The organism is Sphingomonas agri (assembly GCF_038148795.1).
Taxonomy (GTDB): domain Bacteria; phylum Pseudomonadota; class Alphaproteobacteria; order Sphingomonadales; family Sphingomonadaceae; genus Sphingomicrobium; species Sphingomicrobium agri.
The window spans coordinates 792,155-814,604 of the sequence record NZ_JBAPEU010000001.1 but is presented as its reverse complement, the minus strand read 5'-3'; the positions used below and the strand labels follow the sequence as shown (position 1 = coordinate 814,604).

23 protein-coding genes and 1 tRNA gene are annotated in these 22,450 nt (G+C 63.3%); 12 read left to right on the top strand and 12 right to left on the bottom strand.

Annotated features, from left to right (window positions below; translation table 11 throughout):
• Positions 1-21 precede the first annotated feature (21 nt).
• Positions 22-216, top strand: a complete 195-nt coding sequence (locus V8192_RS04045; protein WP_341631761.1) for a hypothetical protein — start codon at positions 22-24, stop codon at positions 214-216.
• On the opposite strand, the gene V8192_RS04040 is transcribed toward V8192_RS04045, so the two are convergent.
• On the bottom strand, positions 213-614 hold the full coding sequence (locus tag V8192_RS04040) for a S1 family serine peptidase (protein ID WP_341631760.1): 402 nt from the start codon (positions 612-614) through the stop codon (positions 213-215). The genes V8192_RS04045 and V8192_RS04040 overlap by 4 nt on opposite strands.
• Positions 538-1,038, bottom strand: a complete 501-nt coding sequence (locus V8192_RS04035; RefSeq protein ID WP_341631759.1) for a trypsin-like serine protease — start codon at positions 1,036-1,038, stop codon at positions 538-540. Before V8192_RS04035 ends, V8192_RS04040 begins: the two co-directional genes overlap by 77 nt.
• A 353-nt stretch (positions 1,039-1,391) precedes the next feature.
• Here V8192_RS04035 and V8192_RS04030 point away from each other — a divergent pair, with 353 nt between their 5' ends.
• Positions 1,392-4,541, top strand: a complete 3,150-nt coding sequence (locus V8192_RS04030) for an efflux RND transporter permease subunit (protein WP_341631758.1) — start codon at positions 1,392-1,394, stop codon at positions 4,539-4,541.
• A gap of 57 nt (positions 4,542-4,598) precedes the next feature.
• Positions 4,599-4,675: transfer RNA gene (locus tag V8192_RS04025), tRNA-Arg, on the top strand.
• 134 nt (positions 4,676-4,809) lie between these two features.
• Here the strand turns inward: V8192_RS04025 and V8192_RS04020 are convergent.
• The 3 genes from V8192_RS04020 to rpsM form a co-directional block, all read right to left on the bottom strand.
• A complete protein-coding gene (locus V8192_RS04020) occupies positions 4,810-5,880 on the bottom strand; it encodes a DNA-directed RNA polymerase subunit alpha (RefSeq protein ID WP_341631757.1) in 1,071 nt (356 codons plus the stop codon).
• Positions 5,881-5,983: 103 nt separating this feature from the next.
• Positions 5,984-6,373 (bottom strand): 30S ribosomal protein S11, encoded by a 390-nt coding sequence (gene rpsK / locus V8192_RS04015; RefSeq protein WP_341631756.1) that lies wholly within the window; start codon positions 6,371-6,373, stop codon positions 5,984-5,986.
• Positions 6,374-6,446: 73 nt separating this feature from the next.
• On the bottom strand, positions 6,447-6,815 hold the full coding sequence (rpsM, locus tag V8192_RS04010; protein WP_341631755.1) for a 30S ribosomal protein S13: 369 nt from the start codon (positions 6,813-6,815) through the stop codon (positions 6,447-6,449).
• Positions 6,816-7,016: 201 nt separating this feature from the next.
• Here rpsM and V8192_RS04005 point away from each other — a divergent pair, with 201 nt between their 5' ends.
• The 7 genes from V8192_RS04005 to V8192_RS03975 are packed head-to-tail and all read left to right on the top strand — an operon-like array spanning position 7,017 to position 13,158.
• Complete coding sequence (locus V8192_RS04005; protein ID WP_341631754.1) at positions 7,017-7,451, top strand: DUF2127 domain-containing protein; 435 nt, start codon at positions 7,017-7,019, stop codon at positions 7,449-7,451.
• An 11-nt stretch (positions 7,452-7,462) separates the two neighbouring features.
• Complete coding sequence (locus V8192_RS04000; protein ID WP_341631753.1) at positions 7,463-8,392, top strand: bifunctional riboflavin kinase/FAD synthetase; 930 nt, start codon at positions 7,463-7,465, stop codon at positions 8,390-8,392.
• Positions 8,393-8,438: 46 nt separating this feature from the next.
• Positions 8,439-11,282 carry an isoleucine--tRNA ligase gene (gene ileS, locus V8192_RS03995; RefSeq protein WP_341631752.1) on the top strand — a complete coding sequence of 948 codons (2,844 nt, stop codon included), beginning with the start codon at positions 8,439-8,441 and terminating at the stop codon, positions 11,280-11,282.
• On the top strand, positions 11,275-11,793 hold the full coding sequence (gene lspA, locus V8192_RS03990; protein ID WP_341631751.1) for a signal peptidase II: 519 nt from the start codon (positions 11,275-11,277) through the stop codon (positions 11,791-11,793). The genes ileS and lspA overlap by 8 nt, the downstream gene beginning before the upstream one ends.
• Positions 11,786-12,196 carry a DUF3035 domain-containing protein gene (locus tag V8192_RS03985; RefSeq protein WP_341631750.1) on the top strand — a complete coding sequence of 137 codons (411 nt, stop codon included), beginning with the start codon at positions 11,786-11,788 and terminating at the stop codon, positions 12,194-12,196. The genes lspA and V8192_RS03985 overlap by 8 nt, the downstream gene beginning before the upstream one ends.
• Before the next feature lie 12 nt (positions 12,197-12,208).
• Complete coding sequence (locus V8192_RS03980) at positions 12,209-12,769, top strand: winged helix-turn-helix domain-containing protein (protein ID WP_341631749.1); 561 nt, start codon at positions 12,209-12,211, stop codon at positions 12,767-12,769.
• Between the two features lie 35 nt (positions 12,770-12,804).
• Entirely contained in the window at positions 12,805-13,158 is a 354-nt protein-coding gene (locus V8192_RS03975) for a hypothetical protein (protein WP_341631748.1), read from the top strand.
• Here the strand turns inward: V8192_RS03975 and V8192_RS03970 are convergent.
• Positions 13,155-13,985: a sulfurtransferase gene (locus V8192_RS03970; RefSeq protein ID WP_341631747.1), complete on the bottom strand. Its 831-nt coding sequence runs from the start codon at positions 13,983-13,985 to the stop codon at positions 13,155-13,157. The two genes, V8192_RS03975 and V8192_RS03970, sit on opposite strands and share 4 nt — an antisense overlap.
• A 46-nt stretch (positions 13,986-14,031) precedes the next feature.
• On the opposite strand from V8192_RS03970, the gene queF reads away from it, so the two are divergent.
• Both queF and V8192_RS03960 read left to right on the top strand, forming a co-directional pair.
• Complete coding sequence (gene queF, locus V8192_RS03965; protein WP_341631746.1) at positions 14,032-14,478, top strand: preQ(1) synthase; 447 nt, start codon at positions 14,032-14,034, stop codon at positions 14,476-14,478.
• Between the two features lie 3 nt (positions 14,479-14,481).
• Positions 14,482-15,498, top strand: coding sequence for a 2-dehydropantoate 2-reductase (locus V8192_RS03960; RefSeq protein WP_341631745.1), 1,017 nt, complete (start codon positions 14,482-14,484; stop codon positions 15,496-15,498).
• On the opposite strand, the gene V8192_RS03955 is transcribed toward V8192_RS03960, so the two are convergent.
• The 6 genes from V8192_RS03955 to hflK all read right to left on the bottom strand — a co-directional run bounded on the left by V8192_RS03955 (position 15,495) and on the right by hflK (position 22,383).
• Positions 15,495-17,546 carry an OPT family oligopeptide transporter gene (locus V8192_RS03955; protein WP_341631744.1) on the bottom strand — a complete coding sequence of 684 codons (2,052 nt, stop codon included), beginning with the start codon at positions 17,544-17,546 and terminating at the stop codon, positions 15,495-15,497. The two genes, V8192_RS03960 and V8192_RS03955, sit on opposite strands and share 4 nt — an antisense overlap.
• A 1-nt stretch (position 17,547) precedes the next feature.
• Positions 17,548-17,952 (bottom strand): nuclear transport factor 2 family protein, encoded by a 405-nt coding sequence (locus tag V8192_RS03950; protein ID WP_341631743.1) that lies wholly within the window; start codon positions 17,950-17,952, stop codon positions 17,548-17,550.
• Between the two features lie 24 nt (positions 17,953-17,976).
• Positions 17,977-18,555, bottom strand: a complete 579-nt coding sequence (locus V8192_RS03945; RefSeq protein WP_341631742.1) for a hypothetical protein — start codon at positions 18,553-18,555, stop codon at positions 17,977-17,979.
• Between the two features lie 180 nt (positions 18,556-18,735).
• The gene (locus tag V8192_RS03940) at positions 18,736-20,328 is read right to left on the bottom strand and encodes a Do family serine endopeptidase (RefSeq protein ID WP_341631741.1); all 1,593 of its coding nucleotides are present in this window, start codon (positions 20,326-20,328) and stop codon (positions 18,736-18,738) included.
• A gap of 76 nt (positions 20,329-20,404) precedes the next feature.
• Positions 20,405-21,259: a protease modulator HflC gene (gene hflC / locus V8192_RS03935; RefSeq protein WP_373276328.1), complete on the bottom strand. Its 855-nt coding sequence runs from the start codon at positions 21,257-21,259 to the stop codon at positions 20,405-20,407.
• Positions 21,260-21,264: 5 nt separating this feature from the next.
• Entirely contained in the window at positions 21,265-22,383 is a 1,119-nt protein-coding gene (gene hflK, locus V8192_RS03930) for an FtsH protease activity modulator HflK (protein ID WP_341631739.1), read from the bottom strand.
• Between the last annotated feature and the right edge of the window lie 67 nt (positions 22,384-22,450).

Sequence of the window (22,450 nt, the reverse complement as noted above, 5' to 3'; positions counted from 1 at the left end):
GGATAGCGAAGGAGGGCTGCGATGGTTGTCGGTGGCAAACCTGTCAAGGATGAAGCGGACGCTCAGAACGTCCAGGACGAGCAGAACCAGCCTGACGCCGGTGACGGCGATCTTGGTCTTGTTGGAGATGAAACCCAGGACGAAGCTGGCGAGCAGCGCGGGATAGGCGACACGCGCGGCATCGGAGATACCCGCGGTATTGGCGACACCCGCTAGTTCAGGCTGTTCACATGCGGATCCGCCGCGATCGCGCGGCGGATCCAGTTCAGATAATGATTACGATCAATCCGGACATAGACGCCGGGTTGTCCGGGACGCCCGCACCCAGCCCCCCAGCTTACGATACCGACGAGGACCGGCTCGCCATAAGTGAGGACAAGAGGGCCGCCGCTGTCGCCCTGGCAACTGTCCTTTCCCGGCGCGCCCGCGCAAAGCATGAAATTCGTGACGTGGCCCCGATACTCGGGGATACCCTCGCAATCGAGCGTCTGAAGGTCCGCCTCGAGCAATGTAGCGCTAAGGCCCGCGTCCTCGCCCTCAGACGTTCTTCCCCACCCCGTCACGGTCACGGCGGTACCGGGGTCCGACCGCTCCGTCGCCCGAGTTAGTGCCATACAGCCGAATGCGAGCGACATTGGCGACCTTGCCCCGGTCCGTGAGTTCGTCTGCCACGAAGTGAACGAGCGCGATGTCGTTAAAATGGTGCTCCGCATCATAGCGGCCATGCATCACCATTCGGTCAATTCTGTAGGTGACCCCTGAATTATCGTCGATTTCGGTCGTCCCGAGCCTCACCCGATAGCCCTTGTCGACTTTTTGCTGGTCGATGCAGTGGGCAGCGGTCAGGACCCAGTGGTCAGCGATGAGCGAGCCCCCACAGCGATGTGGCAGTTCCCAAAGCTTGTGCGCCTCAAGATCCTTCTGCGTCCAATTGGTGAAATTGGAATAGATTTCGGCCTGCCACGGCGCATGCGAACGCAGGGCTCGAGCCTCTTCCGCCGCATCTGAACCCGGCGCGGCCTGAGCGCTGGTTGCCATGGCTGGTGCGATCGCCAAAGATGGCGAAAGGATCGCCGCCAGAGCAATGACGCAAATGTATGATGGACGCATGATTGCCCCCCAGCCCATGCTTGCGCATCGAGCGGCGCACCAGCAGCATCTTCGCCGATGCGGCGCCTGTTTCCTGTATTATGCCACGATCGCGTCATTCGGCACAAATGCCTCGCGCTCGTGGCGACATCGATCCAGCTTCTCCATCAACTCTCTTGTCAGCCAATGCCGCGCCTGAACCCCGTCCCCCGGGTTTGGGGCAAGCGACCCGGCCCGCGCGGTCGCCGGCGCTGGCCTGAGCAAAAGCTGGTCCCGATTCCAAGCCGGAACGTTTTTGGCCCATGAATTTCCGAAATATCTCGTCCTGGTGCATCCGGAATCCGGTCGCACCGATCGTGTTGTTCGTCGGATTGATGCTGGCCGGCATCGTCTCCTTCAGCCGGATGACGATCACTCAAAACCCGGACATCGAGTTCCCCGTCGTCGTCGTCGGAGTGAGCCAGCCTGGTGCTGCTCCCGCCGAGATGGAAAAGCAGGTCACACAGCAGATCGAGGCCGCCGTCCGCGGGGTCAACGGAGTCGACGAAATCGATAGTTCCGTGAGCGAGGGCAACAGCAATACGATCGTCCAGCTTCAAATCGGAACACCCGTCGACCGTGCCGTCAACGATGTTCGGAACGCCATCGCGCAGATCCGCGGCAATCTTCCTGAAGGCATCCTCGAGCCCACCGTTCAGCGCTTCGATACTTCGGCAACGCCGATCGTCTTCGTCTCGGCCGAAACCACCGACATGACGCTCGAGCAGCTCAGTTGGTACATCGACAATAGTGTCGCCAAGAAGCTTCGGGCCATCGCCGGCGTCGCCGGCGTATCGCGTGAAGGCGGCGTGAACCGCGAGATCCGCGTCATCCTCGATCCCGCGGCCCTCGAGGCTCAGGGCCTTACAGCAGCGCAGGTCAACCAGCAGCTTCGCTCGCTGAACATGAATGCAGCCGGCGGCCGGGCCGAGATTGCAGGCTCTGAACAGTCGGTGCGCGTGCTGGGCAATGCACCGACTGCTTACGACCTTTCCCAAACGCAGATCTCGCTTCCCGGCGGACGCATGGTGCGCCTGGCCGACATCGCGTCGGTAAGGGATGCTTATTCGGAGCAGCGCACCCTTGCGAAGCTCAATGGCCGGCAGGTGATCAGCTTCAACGTGCAGCGGGCCAAAGGCTCGTCAGACGTCACCGTCTACGATGACGTCTGGAAGTCGCTGAATGAAATCCAGAAAGGCGATCCCAGGGTCCGCTTCTCCGAAATCAACAACTCGGTGGACTATACGAAGAACCAGTACAAATCCGCGATGGAGGGATTGCTCGAGGGCGCCGTCCTTGCCGTGTTCGTGGTTCTGCTGTTCCTTCGCGATATTCGAGCGACGGCGATTTCAGCGCTCGCCATCCCGTTGTCCGCGATCCCTGCGTTTTGGTTCATGGATATGCTGGGAATCAACCTCAACGGTCTCTCGCTGCTGGCGATGAGCCTGGTGGCGGGCGTGCTGGTCGATGATGCCATCGTCGAGATCGAGAATATCGTGCGGCACATGCGCATGGGGAAATCGGCCTACCAGGCCGCCCTCGACGCCGCCGATGAAATCGGCCTTGCCGTTCTTGCAACGACGATGTCGATCGTCGCCGTCTTCCTTCCGGTCGCACTGATGCCGGGCATTTCGGGCCAGTTCTTCAAGGCATTCGGATTCACCGTAGTCGTCGCGGTGATGATGAGCCTTCTCGTCGCGCGCATGATCACGCCGCTGATCGCCGCCTATTTCCTGCGCGGTAAAGGCATTCAGCCGCATGCCTCCGGTCCAGCGATGGACAAGTATCTCAGCCTGCTGACCTGGTCGCTCAACACGTCCAAGGCGCACGCCTACGCGCTCAGGAAACCGGGTCTGTGGGGCAAGATCAAGAGCCTGAGGTTCGACCACCGGCTGGTCATGGTGGCGGTGGGTGCGGGCGCTCTGGTCGTAACGGGAATCCTCATCGCCACGCTGCCGATGACGTTCCAGCCCCCCATCAACTTCGACGCCTCCACGATCCAGGTAGCCCTGCCTCCGGGTTCCACGCTCGAACAGACCGAGGCGGTGATCGACAAGGTTGCGGCCGTGGTGCGCAAGGATCCAGCAGTCGAGCGGGCGTTCGAGCGGATCAACGTTGCGAGCGGTACCGTCGAACTCAAGCTGAAAAAGGATCGCACGGTTACCAGCATCCAGTTCGAACGCGCACTTGCGCCGGCGCTCGCCGACATCCCGGACGCCCGCGTCAACTTCCAGAGCCAGAACGGCGGCGGTCCCGGGGGCGCTGCGCGAGACATCATGCTCTACCTCGGCGGCGAAGATCCCGCCAAGCTCGAAGCAGCCGCGAACAGGATCGCAGCGGAGATGCAGACTCTCCCCGAGCTGCGGTCTCCGCGCGTGGCGGGTGACCTTGCAACGCCTGAAATCACCATCAAGCCGCGCTTCGATCTTGCCGCCGACCTCGGGGTCACCACCGCTGCGCTCAGCCAGACCATCCGCATCGCAACCCTTGGCGATATCGAGCAGAACAGCGCCAAGTTTTCGCTCTCGGACCGACAGGTGCCGATCCAAGTGTCCCTGAGCGAAACCAAGCGGCGCGACATCGCCACGCTGGAAAACCTTCCCGTCCCGACTGCGAACGGCAACTCGGTTCCTCTGCGGTCGGTAGCCGAAATCAGCTTTGGCGCCGGTCCCGTCAGCATCCAGCGAACAGCTCAGCAGCGCCGGATCGCCATCGGCGCCGACCTTGCCCCGGGTTTCGTCAGCGGCCAGGCCTGGAAGAAGATCGAGATGCTGCCTTCTGTCCGCGGCCTCCCGGAGGGCGTCTCGCGCCTCAACCTTGGGCAGACCAAGTGGCAGGGCGAGATGATCCGCAATTTCATTGTCGCGCTGCTCGCCGGCGTGCTGCTCGTCTTTGCCGTCCTCGTGCTGCTCTACCGGCGGTTCCTTTCCCCGTTCGTCAACATGGGCTCGCTCTGGCTCTGCCCTCTCGGGGCTGCGCTTGGCCTGCACGTTGCAGGGCAGCCGCTATCGCTGCCGGTATTCATCGGTATCCTGATGCTGTTCGGGATCGTCGCGAAAAATTCGATCCTGTTGGTCGATTTCGCGGTCGAGATGATGAACCACGGGATGGCGAAGGACGAGGCAATTCGGGAGGCCGGTCACAAGCGAGCCCAGCCGATCGTCATGACCACCGTCGCGATGGTCGCAGGCATGCTCCCCATTGCGCTTTCCCTCACCGGCGATTCGAGCTGGCGTGCACCGATGGGCGTGACCGTGATCGGCGGCCTGATCTTTTCAACGATGCTCACCCTGCTGCTGGTGCCCGCCTATTTTTCCATCGCTATCTCCATGGAAGCCCGTATCGGCCGGCTCTTCCATCGCCTCGTCGGCGAGGACGCCCACGAAGTCGCCAGGCCAGTTGCAGCGGAGTAACGAGCGGTCCTTGGGCGTGACTGTGCTTTGCGAATTTCGCTATAGGCGCGAAGCGCACCGCTCCTAGCTCAACCGGATAGAGCGTCGGGCTTCGAACCCGAAGGTTGGGGGTTCGAGTCCCTCGGAGCGGGCCACGCGTCTCAGCCTTTTCGACGGAGGCGGGCTGCACAAGCAGGCCCCCGGCGTCGTTCCGGCCCGCGGACAAAAAAAGGGGCCGCCAAGATTGGCGGCCCCTTGTGTTCCGACGAAACCAGGAATGCTGGCGCGATTAGCCCAGCATCTCCTGCTCGAGCTTCTTCGCCATCTCCTCGATATTCTCCGGCGGCCAGCCGGGGATATCCATGCCGAGGCGAAGGCCCATGCTGGCGAGCACTTCCTTGATCTCGTTGAGGCTCTTGCGGCCGAAGTTCGGCGTGCGGAGCATCTCGGCCTCGGTCTTCTGAACGAGGTCGCCGATGTAGATGATATTGTCGTTCTTGAGACAGTTGGCGCTGCGCACCGACAGCTCGAGCTCGTCGACCTTCTTCAAGAGGTAGCGATTGAGCTGGTTGGTGTCGGTCGGCGCCTCGGCCGCCATAGGAACCGCCTGCCCGATCATCGGCGAGGGAGCCATACGTACCTGGCTCTCGTCGAAGTGGACGAAAAGCTGCAACTGGTCCTGGAGAATGCGCGCAGCATAACCAAGAGCGTCTTCCGGCGTGACGGTGCCGTCCGTCTCGATCGTCAGAGTGAGCTTGTCGTAGTCGAGCTCCTGGCCGACGCGGGTGTTCTCGACCTTGTACGCAACCTGGCGCACCGGGCTGTACAGCGCATCGACCGGGATGAGACCGATCGGCGCGTCGGCCGGCCGATTGGAAGCGGCCGGCTGATAACCTTTGCCGATGTCGACGGTCAGCTCCATGTTGAGGGTCGCCCCGTCGTCCAGATGGCAGATCACGAGGTCGGGGTTGGTGACTTCCATGTCCCCGGTGGTCGCGATCATGCCGGCCGTCACTTCGGCGGGGCCGGTCGCGGAGAGATGAAGGCGGCGCGGACCCTCGCCTTCCATCTTGAGCGCGATCTGCTTGATGTTGAGCACCATGTCCGTGACGTCCTCACGAACGCCAGCGAGGCTCGAGAACTCGTGCAGCACGCCGTCGATCTTGATCGACGTCACGGCAGCACCCTGAAGCGAGGAAAGGAGCACGCGGCGAAGCGAGTTGCCGAGCGTCATTCCAAAACCGCGCTCCAGCGGTTCGGCGACGAACACGGCACGGCGGCGGCTGTCGCCTCCCGACTGCTTCTTCTCGAGCGCGTTGGGCTTCTTCAGTTCCTGCCAGTTCTTTGCGTTGACGGCCATTTTCATCCCTTGGCAGTGCGAGGGAGGCGCAATTGCCATAACCCTCTAGGTTCAAATTCTTTTCTCTGCTCCTCGCCGAAAGAACCGCTTTCGGCGAAAAGGCTTAGACTCGGCGGCGCTTCGAGGGCCGGACCCCGTTGTGGGGGATCGGGGTGACGTCACGGATCGACGTGATCGTAAAGCCGACTGCCTGGAGCGCGCGAAGAGCGCTCTCCCGGCCTGATCCTGGACCCTTCACTTCGACCTCGAGCGTACGGACGCCATGCTCGGCTGCCTTTCGGCCCGCGTCTTCGGCCGCGACCTGCGCCGCGTAGGGCGTGGACTTGCGGCTCCCCTTGAAGCCCATCATTCCGGCAGAGCTCCACGCGATGGCATTGCCCTGCGCGTCCGTGATGGTGATCATGGTATTGTTGAAACTGGCGTTCACGTGTGCGACGCCTGCTGAGATGTTCTTGCGCTCCCTCCTGCGGATGCGCTGCGGTGCCTGAGCCATTCTAATCCGTTCCTAATCGCCGTTCGCCCTTAGCTTTTCTTCAAGGGCGTGTAGTTGCAGCTGAGAGCGAAGATTACTTCTTCTTGCCCGCGATCGGCTTGGCCTTGCCCTTGCGGGTGCGCGCGTTGGTGTGCGTGCGCTGGCCATGGACCGGAAGGCCCCTTCGATGGCGAAGCCCGCGGTAGCAGGCGAGGTCCATCAGCCGCTTGATGTTCATCGCGGTCTCGCGGCGAAGGTCGCCCTCGACCGTGAAGTCCTTGTCGATCGCCTCGCGAATGTGGAGCACCTCCTGGTCGGTGAGGTCCTGCACCCGCTTTTCAGGAGCGATGCCAAGCTGCTCGGTGATTTTCTTGGCCGTGGTTCGGCCTATTCCGTGGATATAGGTCAGCGCGATTTCAACGCGCTTGTTGGTGGGGATGTTGACCCCGGCAATTCGAGCCATTCGTTACCCTTCTTCAAGCTCCACAGGGCGCCAACCGCCCCATCTCGTCGCCAGAAATTCCCGTTTCCTAAACGAAAAACCGACGCGCGCACGAATGCGCCGCCGGAACCGGTGGATCGGGATACGACTGGAGATAGGATTGGCCCCCAGCGAAGTCAAGCGGTTGACTCCGAATCGGAAATCCAAGCGTTGAAGCCCGCCATGCAGGAAAAGCGCATTCACCAGATGTTCGTCGTCAGCGTGCTGGCCAAGGGCCTCCACGCGATGATCGAAATCGCGGGCGGGCTCGCACTCTACTTTTTCAGCGCCGATACGATTGCACGCGGGCTCGACGAGTTCGGCAGGCACGAGTGGATCGCGCGTCATTTCCCCGCCTCAGAGCAGCGATTCTACGCCTTTTACCTCCTCAGTCACGGCCTCGTAAAAGTCGTCCTCGTATTCTTTCTCCTGCGCGAAAGGCTCTGGGCATATCCGGCCAGCATCGTCGTCTTTGCCCTCTTCATCGCCTACCAGCTCTATCGTTTCAGCTTCACCCACGACATCGGCCTTATCCTGCTCAGCATATTCGACCTGTTCGTGATCGCGCTCGCTGTCCACGAATACCGGCTCCTTCGCAAACACCTCCCGACCCATTAAGGCCCGCTACAATGCAGCGCCTGACCCTCGCCGGCGGCATCCCCGAGAGTCTTCAGGGGAGTATTGTCGCCCTCGGCAACTTCGACGGTTTCCACCTTGGCCACCAGGCAGTGGTCGGGCGGGCAATCCAGCGCGCTTTCCACGAGCGCCGTCCGGTGATCGTCGCCACCTTCGATCCTCACCCGGTGCGCTTCTTCAAGCCTGACGTCCCGCCCTTCCGGCTTACGAGCCTCGACCAGCGGGAAGTCCTGTTCGCCCACGCCGGTGCGGATGCGATGCTCGTCTTCCAGTTCGACAAGGCCCTCGCAGTCACTTCGAGCGAGGATTTTGTCAGCGAGGTCCTTGCCGGCCAGATCGGCGCCGCCGGTGTCGTCACCGGGGATGATTTCACTTTCGGCCGCGGCCGCAAGGGCGACGTCCTCATGCTTCGGAGACTTGGCGAGGAGAACGGCATCGTCGCCGAGACGGTGCCGCCGGTGCTCCTTGGGACGACGCGGATCTCCTCGGGGCGGATCCGCGAGGCGCTCCAGACCGGCAATCTTGCGACTGCGACGCGGCTCCTCAGCCGCGATTTCGCGGTGGAAGGGGTCGTTCAGAGCGGCGACCGCCGCGGGCGTGAGCTCGGTTACCCGACTGCGAACATGACGCTCGGCGACTATCAGCGACCCCGATACGGCATCTACGCCGTGCGCGTGACTCTCGACGATGGAAGCGAGCATCCCGGCGTTGCTAGCCTTGGCGTCCGTCCGACGTTCGAGCCGCCACAGGAACTGCTCGAAACGCACCTCCTCGACTTTGCCGGGGATCTTTACGGGCGAAAGATCGAGGTCGCGCTTCACGCCTTCATCCGGGACGAGAAGAAGTTCGATGACATCGAGGCTCTGGTTGCCCATATGCGTGAGGACGAAGCGAAGGCGCGGCATCTGCTCGCCCTTGACTGAACCCATCAATTTGCAATCTCACGAGTGACCGCTAGAGCCCGCGCCAATGGCTGACGCCCCGGAAACCACCAAGACCGACTACCGCTCGACGGTCTTCCTGCCGCGAACCGATTTCCCGATGAAGGCGGGGCTTCCGCAAAAGGAACCTGCAATCGCCGCGCGATGGGAAAGCGAGGGACTTTACCGGCAGATCCGGCGCGCCCGCGAGGGACGCGAGAAGTTCATCTTCCACGATGGCCCGCCCTACGCCAACGGCGACATGCACATCGGCCACGCGCTCAACCACACGATCAAGGACATGGTCGTGCGCACCCAGACGCTCCTGGGCAAGGACGCACCCTACGTGCCCGGCTGGGACTGCCACGGGCTCCCGATCGAGTGGCGTGTCGAGGAGCAATATCGCAAGAAGAAGCAGAGCAAGGACGAGGTGCCGGTTCGCGAATTCCGCGCGGAGTGCCGCGCCTACGCGCAGCATTGGGTCGATGTTCAGCGCGAGCAGCTGAAATGCCTCGGCATCAGCGCCGACTGGGACAATCCCTACCTCACGATGGCCAAGGGAGCGGAAGCGACCATCGTTTCCGAGCTGTTCAAGTTCGCCGAGACGGGCCAGCTCTACCGGGGCGCCAAGCCCGTCATGTGGTCTCCCGTCGAGAAGACCGCGCTTGCCGAGGCCGAGATCGAATATGAAGACATCGTCTCGACGCAGATCGACGTCGCCTTCGAGATCACCACGAGCGATCTTCCCGAGCTCGTAGGCGCGAAGGCAGTCATCTGGACCACCACGCCCTGGACCATTCCTGTAAACCAGGCGATCGCCTACAGCCCGGATATCACCTACACGGTCCTTGAGCTGGGCACGGCGCGCTATCTCGTTGCCGCCGACCTTGCCGATGACTTTCTCGCTCGGGCGCGCCCGGACGAAGCTCCCGAAGTCCGAGAGGCAGCCAAGAAGGGAATGCTGATCGAAGGGTCGGCTCTTGCCGGGACCATCGCCCGCCATCCGATGCACGAACGGGGCGGCTTCTTTCAAACGCCCCGTCCGTTCCTTCCCGGCGCCTTTGTGACCACCGACCAGGGTACGGGGCTCGTCCACATGGCGCCTGACCATGGCGAGGACGATTTCGAGCTGTGCCGGGCTAACGGTATCGATCCCGTCTTCGCGGTTGACGCTGGCGGTTTCTACCGCTCCGACTGGGCTTGGCTCGGCGGCCAGGGAAGCGTCATCAACGCGAAGTTCAACGCGCCCGACGGCCCGATCTGCTCGGACCTGCGCGATGCGGGCGCACTCCTCGCGGGAACCGCCGACTTCAAGCACAGCTATCCTCATAGCTGGCGTTCGAAGGCCAAGGTCATCTACCGCTGCACGCCCCAATGGTTCATCGCCATGGACAAGCGGCTGCCGCACCTGACCCCCGAAAGCCGCGCAGAGCAGCGCTGGGACAATGAGGGAGGTCTGGATCCCCTCAACGGCAGCGAAGCACCGACGCTCCGCCAGCTGGCAATGAACGCGATCGCCAGCACGCGTTTCGTCCCGGAGAAAGGCCGGAACCGCCTCGGCTCGATGGTCGAGCAGCGGCCCGACTGGGTACTGAGCCGCCAGCGGGCATGGGGCGTGCCGATCGCGGTGTTCGTCGAGAAGAAATCCAACGCGCTGCTGGTTGACCGCGAGGTCAATCAACGCATCGTCGAGGCGTTCAAACGCGAGGGCGTGGACGCGTGGAGTATAGAGAACGCCGCTGACTTCCTCGGAAATCGCAATCGCGAAGACTATGAGATGGTCACCGACATTCTGGACGTCTGGTTCGACAGCGGCTGCACGCACGTCTTCACCCTGGAGAGCGGACACTGGCCGGAAGAGCGCTGGCCTGCCGATCTTTATCTTGAAGGCTCAGACCAGCACCGCGGCTGGTTCCAGTCATCCCTGCTCGAGAGCTGCGGGACCAGAGGCCGGGCCCCCTATAATGCCGTGCTCACCCACGGCTTCACGATGGACGCCAAGGGCATGAAAATGTCCAAGAGCCTCGGCAACACGATCAACCCGATCGAACTCATGAAGGAATACGGCGCCGATATTCTGCGGCTCTGGGCGCTGTCGGTCGATTTCACCGAGGACCACCGGATCGGAAAAGAAATCCTCGCCGGGGTTGCCGACCAATATCGCAAGCTCAGGAACACCTTCCGCTATCTCTTGGGCGCGCTAGACGGTTTCAGCGAAGAAGAGCGGCTGGACGACCTGTCGGCCTATCCCGAGCTCGAGCGCTACATGCTGCACCTGACGTCGGCGCTCGATCAGAAGCTCCGCAGCGCGGTGCATGACTTCGACTTCAACACCTACACCCGGCTCCTTGGCGACTTTGCCAACAACGACCTCTCGGCCTTCTATTTCGATATCCGGAAGGACAGCCTCTATTGCGATTCGAAAGAGGCAACCAAGCGCCGCGCCTACAGGAGCGTGCTCGACATCCTCTTCCATGCGCTGGTTCGCTGGCTCGCTCCCGTTCTCGTGTTCACGACCGAAGAAGTCTGGGGCACGCGCTTTCCGGACGCCGGCTCTGTACATCTCCTCGAATGGCCGGTCGTTCCGCAGGTCGATGCCGACGCGGATCGCTGGGCAAGACTGCGGGCGCTCCGCGCGGACGTCACCGAGCGGATCGAGCCGCTTCGCCGCGACAAGGTGCTCGGGTCGAGCCTCGAAGCCGAGGTCTGGGTCCCGGGCGAGGAAAACGCAGCCCTGCTTGAAGAGCTGTTCATTACCTCGACAGTCCATCAAGGCGAGTGGAAGGTCGTGAAGACAAGCAACCCCAAATGCGCCCGCTGCTGGAGGCATCGGCCGGACGTTGGCGAGGAGACAGGTCTTGATGCCCGCTGTGACGAGGTGGTGAATGGGTAGGCGGACCTCGGGGTTCCTGGTCGCACTGGCCGTGTTCGCCCTCGACCAGTTTGCGAAATGGTTCGTGACCGGGCCGCTCGGGGTCAATTACGAGGGGGCGGTCCATTACCTGCTGCCGATCTTCCAGTTCACCTATACGGAAAACAACGGCATCTCGTTGGGGCTGCTCAACGCGACGACCGAAATTGGTCGCTGGATGCTGGTGGGACTGACGAGCGCAATAGCCGTCGGCGTTGCCTGGTGGATGGTCCGCGAAAAGAGTCGCGTCGACCTCGTCGCGCTTGGGATGGTGCTTGGCGGTGCCCTCGGAAACATCCTCGACCGCACCCGGCACGGCTATGTCGTCGACTTCGCCGATCTGCATTTTGGCGCCTGGCGCCCCTTTCTGATATTCAACGTCGGCGATGCGGCGATTAGCATTGCCGTCGTGATCCTGTTGCTGCGCGCGTTCCTGAGCCGTAAGGATCAGGCAAAGGGCAGTGACCCCGAGGAGACGATCGAACATGCGTAAAGCCTTGACCGCTCTGGTTCTTGCAGCGGCGGTGACCACGAGCGGGTGCGGAGCCTTCCGGAGCCATTCGCGCACGCCAGACGAATTTGCAGTGGCCCGCAACGCGCCGCTCATCATTCCGCCGGACTTCAACCTTGCACCGCCAGTGGCGGGCACCGCCGGGCTGACGCCCAGCGAGGCGCAGCAGCAGGCAATCGACGCCCTCTTCGGCGGGCCGGCGCCGCGCAGTCCCGGCGAGACGAGCCTGCTCGATGCTGCAGGCCGAAGCGACGCGCAGGTCGGGATCCGCAGCCAGGTCTGGGATCCTCAGACCCGCGTCGTCGACAAGGGTCCGACGACGCTGCAGATCCTGTCGGCCCAGAACACCAGCACCAACATCGCATCGGCGCAGACCGGGCAATAAGAGCGAGAGCGAATGGCAACCATGGCCGAAACAAACGTCCCCGCCCGTCTCGTCGAGATCGAATCGATGCTCGACCGGTCGCGCCGCCGCTTCGAGGAGGGCACGCGCCTGGTCGAGGAGGCGCACAAGCTTCTGGCAGACATCCAGCAGGCGATCATTGGCTCGCCGCGGACCGTTTCTCCCGAAGACAGCGAGGAAGCCGCTTCCCGCTTGCTTGCGAGCCTCAAGTCCACCGGCGGCGAGATGCCCGAAAGCCTTTGCGGCGGGCGCCTCTCGGTCGACCAGGTCCAGCGACTGATCCGCATCGACGGTCACCCGATCGGGATCACCGAAATGGAATATCGCGTGCTTGAGCTCCTCGCTTTCGCGCGCAACAACGTGGTCACGCGCGCGATGCTGCTGAAGCACCTCTATCGCCGCGCCGACGACCAGCCGCAGCCCAAGATCATCGACGTGTTCATATCCAAGCTCCGCAAGAAGCTGCGCAATGCAAGCGGCGGCGCCGAGTTTATCGAGACGATCCCGCAGCGCGGCTGGATCCTGCGCGACGTCGACGAGAAGAGCGGCGCTTAACACTTCCTTAGCCCTGTCCGGATTAGCCCGGGCAGATGCTTCACCTGATCCCGCAGGCGCAGCCCGAAGAACCACTCGACTATGACGAGGCGGTTTCGAGGCTCGCGAGCGTTCGCCACGCATTGCGGCTCGTGGACGGCGGGTTCAGTGAGGGACCCGCGCACGACCTCGACGACCGGCTGGCCCGAGCCTGGGACGAGGCCGGCGAAGCCCGGCAGCGCTGGTTCGAGCGGCGTTCGGGACGGCTCGTCGGACAGACTGCGGCGGGAATCGAGGCACTGCTTGGAGTTCGCCACGAAGGTCGTGAGCCGCACGCCCAGGCCAGCCGGACCCTGGTCGATGAAATCCGCCGCGAGCTTCGCGACGTCGCGGGCATCGTGCTCGCCTAGGCAGGCCCGGTGATCTTCGGCGTCGAGGGATCGGCGCCCCACTCGCTCCAGCTGCCGTCATAGAGTCGCGTTGCATCATTGCCGGCGAGGTGCGCGGCAAAGATGAGGCTGTTGGCAGTCACTCCAGAGCCGCAGCTGGCAATGAAGGGCACGTCAATCGGAACGCCACTTTCGAGGAACAGGGCGCGGATTTCATCGAGTGATTTAAAGGTGCCGTCGTCGCGGTAGAGTGAGCCGAAGGGAAGGTTGCGGGCTCCCGGTGCATGGCCCGGGGCAACCCCTTGACGAGGATCGGCCTCGCTTCCCTCGAAGCGGGCGCGGCCCCGCGCATCGAGCCATGGAAGATTGCTTCCGGCAAGGAGCTGCGCCTTGCTAACGATCTCGTCCCGTTCGCGGACGTCGAAGCGGGCGTTGCGGGCTTGAGGTTCGCCATTCTCGACGGGACGGCTCTCGGCCTTCCACTTCTGGAAGCCGCCATCGAGTATCGCGACCTTATCGGCGCCGAAGTGACGAAGCATGAACCAACCGCGAGCCGCGTTGCGCGTCGGTGAATTGTCGTAGACGACGATGCGGTCGCTGCTGCCGATCCCGAGCCGCTCCATCGCAGCACCGAAGGCCTGGGTATCCGGAAGCATGTGCGGGACAGGGTTTGACCGGTCGCTCACTTCGTCGATGTCGAGGAAACGCGCGCCCGGAATATGTGCCGCAAGATATTCCTCCCGGCCGTTTCGGCCCGAGGCAGGCATGAACCAGCTCGCGTCGACGACAACCAGGCCCGGTTCGCCGAGGCGTGCCCCAAGCCACTCGGTAGAGACGAGCGAGTCCATTGACCAAGGATAGGCGGCCCGCGCGACTGCTGCTAGGTGGCCTTGCATGGAGACGCGCCATCTCGGCCAGGCCAGCGCATTGCCCGCTTCGCCGGAGGAGGCGGCGCTCGACTTTGTCCCCAATCCTCGCCCGGGATCTCTTTACCTCGTGCGCTTCGCGGCACCCGAATTCACCTCGCTGTGCCCGGTGACGGGCCAGCCCGACTTTGCGCATCTCGTGATCGATTATGCGCCGGCCGACACGATCGTCGAGAGCAAGAGCCTGAAACTGTTCCTAGGCTCCTTCCGCAATCATTGCGGTTTCCACGAGGATGTAACCGTCGGCATCGGACAGCGACTGGTCGCGGAGATGCAACCAAGGTGGCTGCGCATCGGCGGCTACTGGTATCCTCGTGGCGGCATTCCCATCGATGTTTTCTGGCAGAGCGGCACGCCGCCAGACGGCCTGTGGCTTCCGGACCAGGGCGTGCAGCCTTATCGCGGAAGGGGTTGAGCCATGGCCGGGGGGCCAAAAATTGCAATTCTTGGAGCCGGCTCGGTCGGCTGTTTCATCGGCGGCGCCTGGTCGGCGGCAGGTCTCGACGTCACCTTCATCGGCCGCCCGAAATTGTCCAAGGACGTCGATCAGTACGGACTGACACTCAGCGATTACGCCGGCTGGGAGGCGCGGCTCGCGCCCGGAGACGTGGACTATCGCTGCGGACCTGAGGCGCTCGGGGAAGCCCAGGTCATCGCCCTCACCGTCAAGAGCGGCGATACGGAATCGGCTGCCGCCGAGATTGCCGCGCATGGTACGCCGGGCGCGACCGTAATCAGCTTCCAGAACGGGGTGAGCAACGTCGATGTGCTCGAGCAGGGTCTTGGCGGGCGGTTCGAGGTTGCGCGCGGAATGGTGCCCTACAACGTGGCCTATCTTGGCAAGGGACGCTTCCACAAGGGAGTTGCCGGGGATCTTTATGCCGAGCAGCGCGCCAGCGTCCGAGCGCTTGCAGACGCCGTGCACGGGGGTCCAGCAGCGCTCAAGATCAGTGACGACATGCTCGGCCTTGCCTGGGGCAAGCTCCTCATCAATCTCAACAATGCGGTCAATGCGCTGTCCGGCCGCACGCTCCAGGATGAGCTGAAGCGGCGCGATTACCGCCGGGTTTTCGCCGCTTCGCTGCGTGAGGGGCTCGATCTTCTCAAGCGCGCCGATATCGAACCCATCGCGGTCGGCCCGATTTCGCTGCAGGTGCTGCCCCGTCTCGTGGGCTCTCCCGACTGGCTGTTCAACAACGTCTTCATCAGCCGTTGGAAAATCGACGCCAAGGCACGCTCGTCGATGGCCGATGACCTCGCCGCCGGCCGCAAGACCGAGATCGACTATCTGAACGGTGAACTCGTCCGGCTCGCCGACCGGCTGCAACGGGCAGCCCCTGTCAATCGCGCGATCGTCGAGCTGGTGCGAAAGGCGGAAACGGGTGCCCACCCGCTCCCGCCCAAGGCGCTGGCGAAAGCCGTGCTCGGCCGTTAGCGGTAGCTCGGCTCCGGCGTCGGTGCATCATCGAAGGCCGGAGCGACCGAGGCACGCCCCTTGGTCCACCAGTAAAGCCCCGCGACGGCAACTGCGAATACGACGATGCTGACGAGAATTACCGACGAATAAGGCTCGATGAGAGCAAGCACGTTCGCGCTGTCCTTGGAGCCCGCCTTCTCGGCGCCCGCGACGGCGAACGCGTAGACGACGCCCATCAGGCTCTCGCCGACGATCAGCCCGGTCGCCATCAGCGTGCCCATCCGTTCGGCAAAGGCGGGACTGGGCGAGCGCAGCGCCCACCGGTTGTAAAACCAGCCAAGGACCGCACCCAGCGGAATGAGCAAGGTTGCCTCCATCGGAAGGTAGATCCCCATGCCGATGGCGAGCGGCGGCAGATACCTCTTCCCGCTTGAGCTTCGCTTCAGGACTTCATCGACGATCACTGCAACGATGCCGATGACGGCGCCCTCACCGATGAGGCCCCAGTCGAGGCTTCCGCCCAGCACCCCCTGCGCAATGGTCGAGATGATCGCAGCCTGCGGCGCTGCGAGGGCATTCGCCTTTGCTCCGGGCGCTCCTTGGAAGGTGAAGGCCGTGTTGAGAAGGTCGAGGATGGGCGGGATGACGAGCGCGCCGAAGATGACGCCCAGGACGAGAGCGACCTGCTGTCTCCATGGCGTTGCCTCGACGAGCTGGCCGGTCTTGAGGTCCTGCAAATTGTTGTTGGAGATTGTCGCCACGCCGAAGATGATCGCCGTCACGAAGAGGGCGAAGGCGACGAGCGACTTGGTAAGGGCGCCCCCCACTCCGGGAAACAGTGCGGCAAGGATCAGCGAGATGCCGAGTACGGAAAGGATGCCGACGCCCGAAATCGGGCTGTTCGAAGCACCGATCAGCCCCGCCATATAGCCGCAGACCGCGGCAATGACGACGCCCGCAACGAGCGTATAGACGATGCTGATCGCGATCGTGAGGCCCGGGTTGGCCGCAATCGGCGCGGTGTTGCCGAAGGCGTACAGCAGAAATCCGATCGGGATCATCGAAAGGAGGATGACGCCCCCCACAATGCCGATCGGAATGTCGCGCTCGGTGATCGGCAGTTCCGCGCCCCGCCCGGCCTTGCGCTCGCGATTGGCCGCAAGGGCCGCCCTGATCCCGGCGATGATCGGTCCGATGATCCGCAGCAGCGTCCAGATGGCTGCCACGCCGATCGTTCCTGCACCAACCATTCGCGCCTTCATCCGAAAGGCGGTGCTGACGAGCTTGTCAAGGTCGCCCGCGGCCTGGGCAATGAGGCCGGCGTCCTGCGTCCAGTGGGGGACGATGAACACCCAGCTGATGATCAAACCCACCACCATTGCGAGGCCCACCGCCAGTCCGACAAGGTGACCAACGCCGATAAGGGCCATGGAAAGGTTTGCAGAGATGCCGCTCGCACCTGCTCCGACGCGGAAATTGCGGGCTGCGGCGTCAACCAGAAGCCGCGTCTTGGCAATGATGAAATAGGCCGCCGAAACCAGCGTCGACCCGCTGATGAGGGCGAGGCCGCGGCGATTTTCCTCGGCGCCGCCCACGCCCGAGCCGACCTTCAGGACCTCCGCTGCAGCAACGCCTTCGGGATAGGGAAGGTCGGTCCCCGTGACGAGCGCCCGGCGCAGCGGCACGGAATACATGACACCCAGGATACCTCCGATGCCAATGACCGCGACGGAAAGCCAGTAAGGGAAGCCGGTCCACCAACCGACCATGATGAGGCCGGGAAGAACGAAGATGATCGCGGAAAGCGTTCCTGCCGCCGACGCGATCGTCTGGACGATATTGTTTTCCTGAATGGTGGAATCGCGGAACGCCTTCAGGACGGCCATTGAAATCACCGCCGCGGGAATTGAGGTCGCAAAGGTGATGCCGATCTTGAGGCCGAGGTAGACGTTGGCCGCGGTGAAAATGACGGTGATGAGCGCGCCGAGGATGACGCCTCTTATCGTCAGTTCCTTGATGTTCTCGCGAGCGCGCGACCCCTCGCGCGCTCCCTCCCTGTTAGCCATCCTATTCTCCCAAATTGATGCAGGCGCCTGGCGGGGCCGGCGTGGAATGCCGCCTGATGGCCTGCCACCGGCCGTCGTCGTGCACCCACACGTCGGTCAGCACGACGCAATCCTCGATGATCCTGCCGAGATATTTGAGGCGCCAGCGCGCCTGGACGGTACCGATCATCACCTCCCGCACCCGGGTCGCGTCGAGGACCTCGATTTCGATCGCCTCGACTTCGCGCCGCTGGATCGCATCGATCCATTCCTGGCGGTTCATCATGAACGGTCCTGTCGAACGTGTGCCGATCAGGAGGAAATCCTTGTGAACCAGCAACTGCAGCCGGTCCATGTCCTTGCTGCAGAGGGCGTCGCGCCATTCGCGCTCCAGCCCGTCAATCACTTCACAATTCGGATCGGCCACCGACACTTTTCTCCCCGTCTCTTCTTAAGGCCGAACGCGGATAAAGCGAATCTGGCTGTCGTAACGGTTCATGAGCAAACCCTTGGAACTGACCTCCAGAGGTTCATCCTTGAACGCGGCTTTGCCCAGATCGTTCTTGTGAAAGCGAAACAGGAGCCGATGCCCGCGATCACTCGCCAGGGTGAAGCTGTCGCGGGTCGGTCCATAGACGGGCATCAGTGGGGCGATTGCCATCACCGGGGGCTTGCCGCTGAGATCGACGCGGCCATTCTCGTCGGCCTCGATCTCGAACTCCTGCTTCATGTCTGTCGCGAGTGCAAAGAGGGGATGGCCCCACTCGAACCCGGGGTCCTCAAGTTTCAGATAGAGCTCGCCTCTTGGTGCAGGGTCGTCCCGCAATAACTCGAAGCTCGGGGGTTTCGGCATCGGGTTGCTGGTCAGGCGAACGGCCCGGCCATCGAACGTCCAGCTTCCGGCGGCTTCCTCGTCGAGGGCGCCGTACGTGAACGCATAGCGGAAACGACCATCGCGCTTCAGCTCAAGGCCGCCAGCCATCTCCATCTGGCGAATTTCGTAGGTACCGGCGAGCGATGCCTTAGACACCGGCGCCAGGGCAAGCAGCAATGTCGCGAGCGCAATCACCGCCGGCCGGCGCTAGGGTACGCCGGGCGCAGGTTGCGCACGTCCCGATGAAGATGCTGTTTTTCTCACCCGGCTCGCCTCTTCCTCGATCCGCCAGCCGCACTAGCGAGCACGAGACTTGAGGGGAAGACGGCGCCCGGCTTACTTGCCGGTGATATCGATCCCGACGAACACGCCCGGCGTGGCCCCCCGCTGGACAAGCAGCAGCACACTCGAACGGCCTGCCTTGCGTGCCGCATCGACCGCTGCGATCACCTGCGCCGGCGAGTTCACCGCCTGATTGTTCACCGACGTGATGAGATCGCCGCGCTGAAGTCCTTGCTCGGCAGCGTTCGAGTTGGGGTCGATGGTCGTGATGATCACGCCGTGTGCACCAGGGGGGAGATTGGCCGCCCGCGCAAGATCCGGGGTGAGCGGCGCAAGCGAGAGGCCAAGCGCCCGCTGCGGCGTCGTTGCCGACGGGCCAGTGCCGCCCTGGGTTCCGGAGTCCCCGCCGGAGATCTTTGCGAGCTGCTCCTCGGTCGGGCGCTCGGCCACCTGGACCGTCACGGTCGCGCGCCTGCCGCTGCGAATGATTTCGAGCGGAATCCGCGAGCCGACGTTCGTGTTTGCGACGAGATAGGAAACGGTCTGGTCGGGCGTCACCTGCTGGCCGTTCACCTTCACGATAACGTCGCCCTGGACGAGCCCCGCCTTGGCGCCCGGAGCGCCCGGGACCACGGAGCGGACGAGCTCGCCGGTGTCCTTTGGAATTCCAAGGGCGGGAGCGAGATCCTCGTCCACCGGCTGCAGGCTTACTCCGAGGTAGCCGCGCGAGGGACGCTGGCCGCGCATCAGCGCGTCGATCACCGGCTTGGCCGCTTCTGCCGGGATGGCGAGGCCGATGCCGACCGATGCTCCCGTCGGCGAGATGAGGGCCGAGTTGATGCCGATCACGTTGCCGTTGAGGTCGAACATCGGGCCGCCGCTGTTGCCCATGTTGATGGCAGCGTCCGTCTGAATGTACCGATCATAGGCGCCGACACCGGTAATCCCGCGGTGGAGCGCGGAAATTATGCCGGCGGTCACGGTTCCGCCAAGTCCATACGGATTGCCGATGGCCAGCACCCAGTCACCGACGCGGGCCTTGGTGCTGTCGCCCCATTGCACGAACGGCAGATTGCGACCCTCGATCTTCAGGAGTGCAAGGTCGGACGTTTCGTCACGACCCACGATCCGCGCCGGATACTCCCTGCGATCGGTCGTAATCACCGTCACGGTATCGACCGTGCCGGTGCCGTTCACGCCCTGGATGAGGTGGTTGTTGGTGACGACATAGCCGTCAGGAGAGATGATGAAGCCGGAGCCAAGCGAGCCCGCCTCGCGGGTCCGGGGCTGGGCGCCGCCGCTGCTGCTGCCGCCGCCGCTGCCGCTGCCGCTTCCCTGGCTATTGTCGTTGCCGCCCTGCTGGCTGGGGTCGAACTGGCGGAAGAATTGCTCGAACGGGTCGGCCTGCGTCCGGACAGGAACCCGCTGCTTGGTCGAGATATTGACGACTGCCGGCTGCAGCTTGGCGGCAAGATCGGCAAAGGACATCGGTGCGCCCCGAGGCGCCAGCGCCGAAGTGCCGGGTGCATTTTGCGCGACCTGCGCGCCCGCCTGTCCCGTGGCGAGAGAGAATGCCGTCCCCCCGAGCAGCAGGGCCGTTGCGACCCCATAGGCATAGCGCACTTTTCCGGACTCCTTCGACTTCATCGATACTCCATCAATCGGGGTGAGACGCAAGGGGCGCTTTGGCCCAGCCGCATGAACCATATTTGAACGCCAGAGTTCACTTTGAGCGTCCAGAAAATTCCTTCAAATAGTCATTTTGCGGCGACAAAATGATTGTCGTCGGCGCAGCTTTCTCCTGTCCGTCGCCGATGAAGGTCGTCTGATAGCTCTGCATGGCACGGTAGAAGTCGTAAAAATCGGCGTCCTTGCCGAAGCTCGCCGCATAGGTCTTGGCGGCATCGGCGTCTGCCTGGGCACGAATGATCTGTGCTTGCTTGGCACCCTGGGCGCGGATCGAGCGGGCCTCCTGGAGGCGGGCCGTGCGCATGCTTTCGAAAGCGGACTGGAGCGGAGCACCGTCAGGCAGATCAGTCTTCTTGATCCGGACGTCGACGATCTGGACCCCGAATTTCGCAGCCTGCACGTTGAGCGCCTTGCTGACGTCGTCCATCACCCCCTGCCGCTCCGGCGAGAGAAGTGCCGAAAAAGGCTGTTTTGCAAGCTCGTTCCGGACCTCGGAACGGAGGATCGTCTGCAGCTGGCCGCGGAGGTTCTCCTCGGTGTTCGAACGAATGTACATGAGCAGCGGATCGACGATGCGATAGCGCGCAAAGGCATCGACCATGAGGCGCCGCTGATCGGTCGACAGTACCGGCTGGGGCTCCATGTCGACCGCGAGGACGCGCTTGTCGATCCAGACGATCTCGTCGACGAACGGGATGCGATACGAGAGGCCTGCTCCCGCGCCCCCGATGAATCTTCCGGGCTCGAAGCGGTTCAGGATCCGCTCGGGCTTGCCGAAACGGACCACCACCGCCTGCTTGGTCTCCGGAATGATCGGGAAGCTGCCAAGAAGGAGCAGGAGCAGGGCGATGGCGATGAGCGCAGCGCCGAGCGGATGGCGACGCAAGATATCGGTCACTGCTGCCGCTCCTGCTGCTGTTGCTGTTGCTGTTGTTGCTTTTGAACCTGCGGCAGCGGCAGATAGGGCGTAACTCCAGGCGCCTCGATAATCGTCTTGTCCACCTTCGAGAGCACCTGCTCCATGGTCTCGTAATACATGCGCCGGCGGGTAACGTCCGGCGCGAGCCTATATTGTTCGTAGACCTTGTCGAAGGCCGCCGCTTCGCCCTGCGCCTTGGCGGTCAGCTGAAGTGCGTAGGCATTCGCCTGGTTCACATAGGACTTGGCATCCTGCTGGGCGGCAGTGACTTCCTTGAAGGCATCGTTGACCTCGCCCGGGGGATCGGCCTGCTGGATCGCAACGCCCTGGATCTGGATGCCGGAGTGATAGCCATCGAGCACGCGCTGCATTCCATCAGCGACCCTGGATTCGATCTCGCTGCGCTTGTCGCCCATCGCGTCCTGCAGCGTGACCTCCGCGATCACCGCACGCATCGCGCTCTCGCCAACCTGCCGGATCGTCTCGTCCGGCTGGTCGAGCTGGAACAGGTAAAGCTCGGGACTCTTGATATTCCACCGCACCGAATAGGCGATGTCGATGAGGTTCTGGTCGCCCGTCAGCATCAGGTCTTCGCTGCTCTGGGAGCCAAGATCGTTAGTGCGGATCTTCTCGACGTCGATCTTCTTCACGCGTTCGACCGGAGCCGGAAGGGTGAAACCGACGCCCGGCCCGAGCGTGTAGCTGTAACGGCCAAAGCGGGTGACGACCCCGCGCTGTCCTGGCGAAATCGAGTGGATGCTGGTCGCAACCAGCCAGATGAGGACGAAGCCCGCGATCGCCCAGAGAATCAGGGACCGGTCGGCGCGGCCCGGAAGCCCGCCTCCTCCCCCGCCACCGAAGCGAGCGCGGCTCCGGCGGAGCAGCTCATCGAGCGCCGATACGTTGGCACCCCCAAGACCAGGGCGGCGGCCTCGCCGCGTCGGTTCGCCCCAGGGGCCGTTGCCTGGTCCCTTGGAAGCGTCGGTCGGCGGAACGTCGCTGCCGCCGCCATCGCTGCTGCTTGGACCCCAAGGCCCTTTGGTGTCGGTGAATAAGCCGCGCGCGCGCGTTGCCCACCCGGAAATGATGTTCATCGCGGCAAGTATAGGGAGCGCCGTGCAACAAAAACAGTGGCAAGCGGGCGTGCGCTTCCTATGTCAC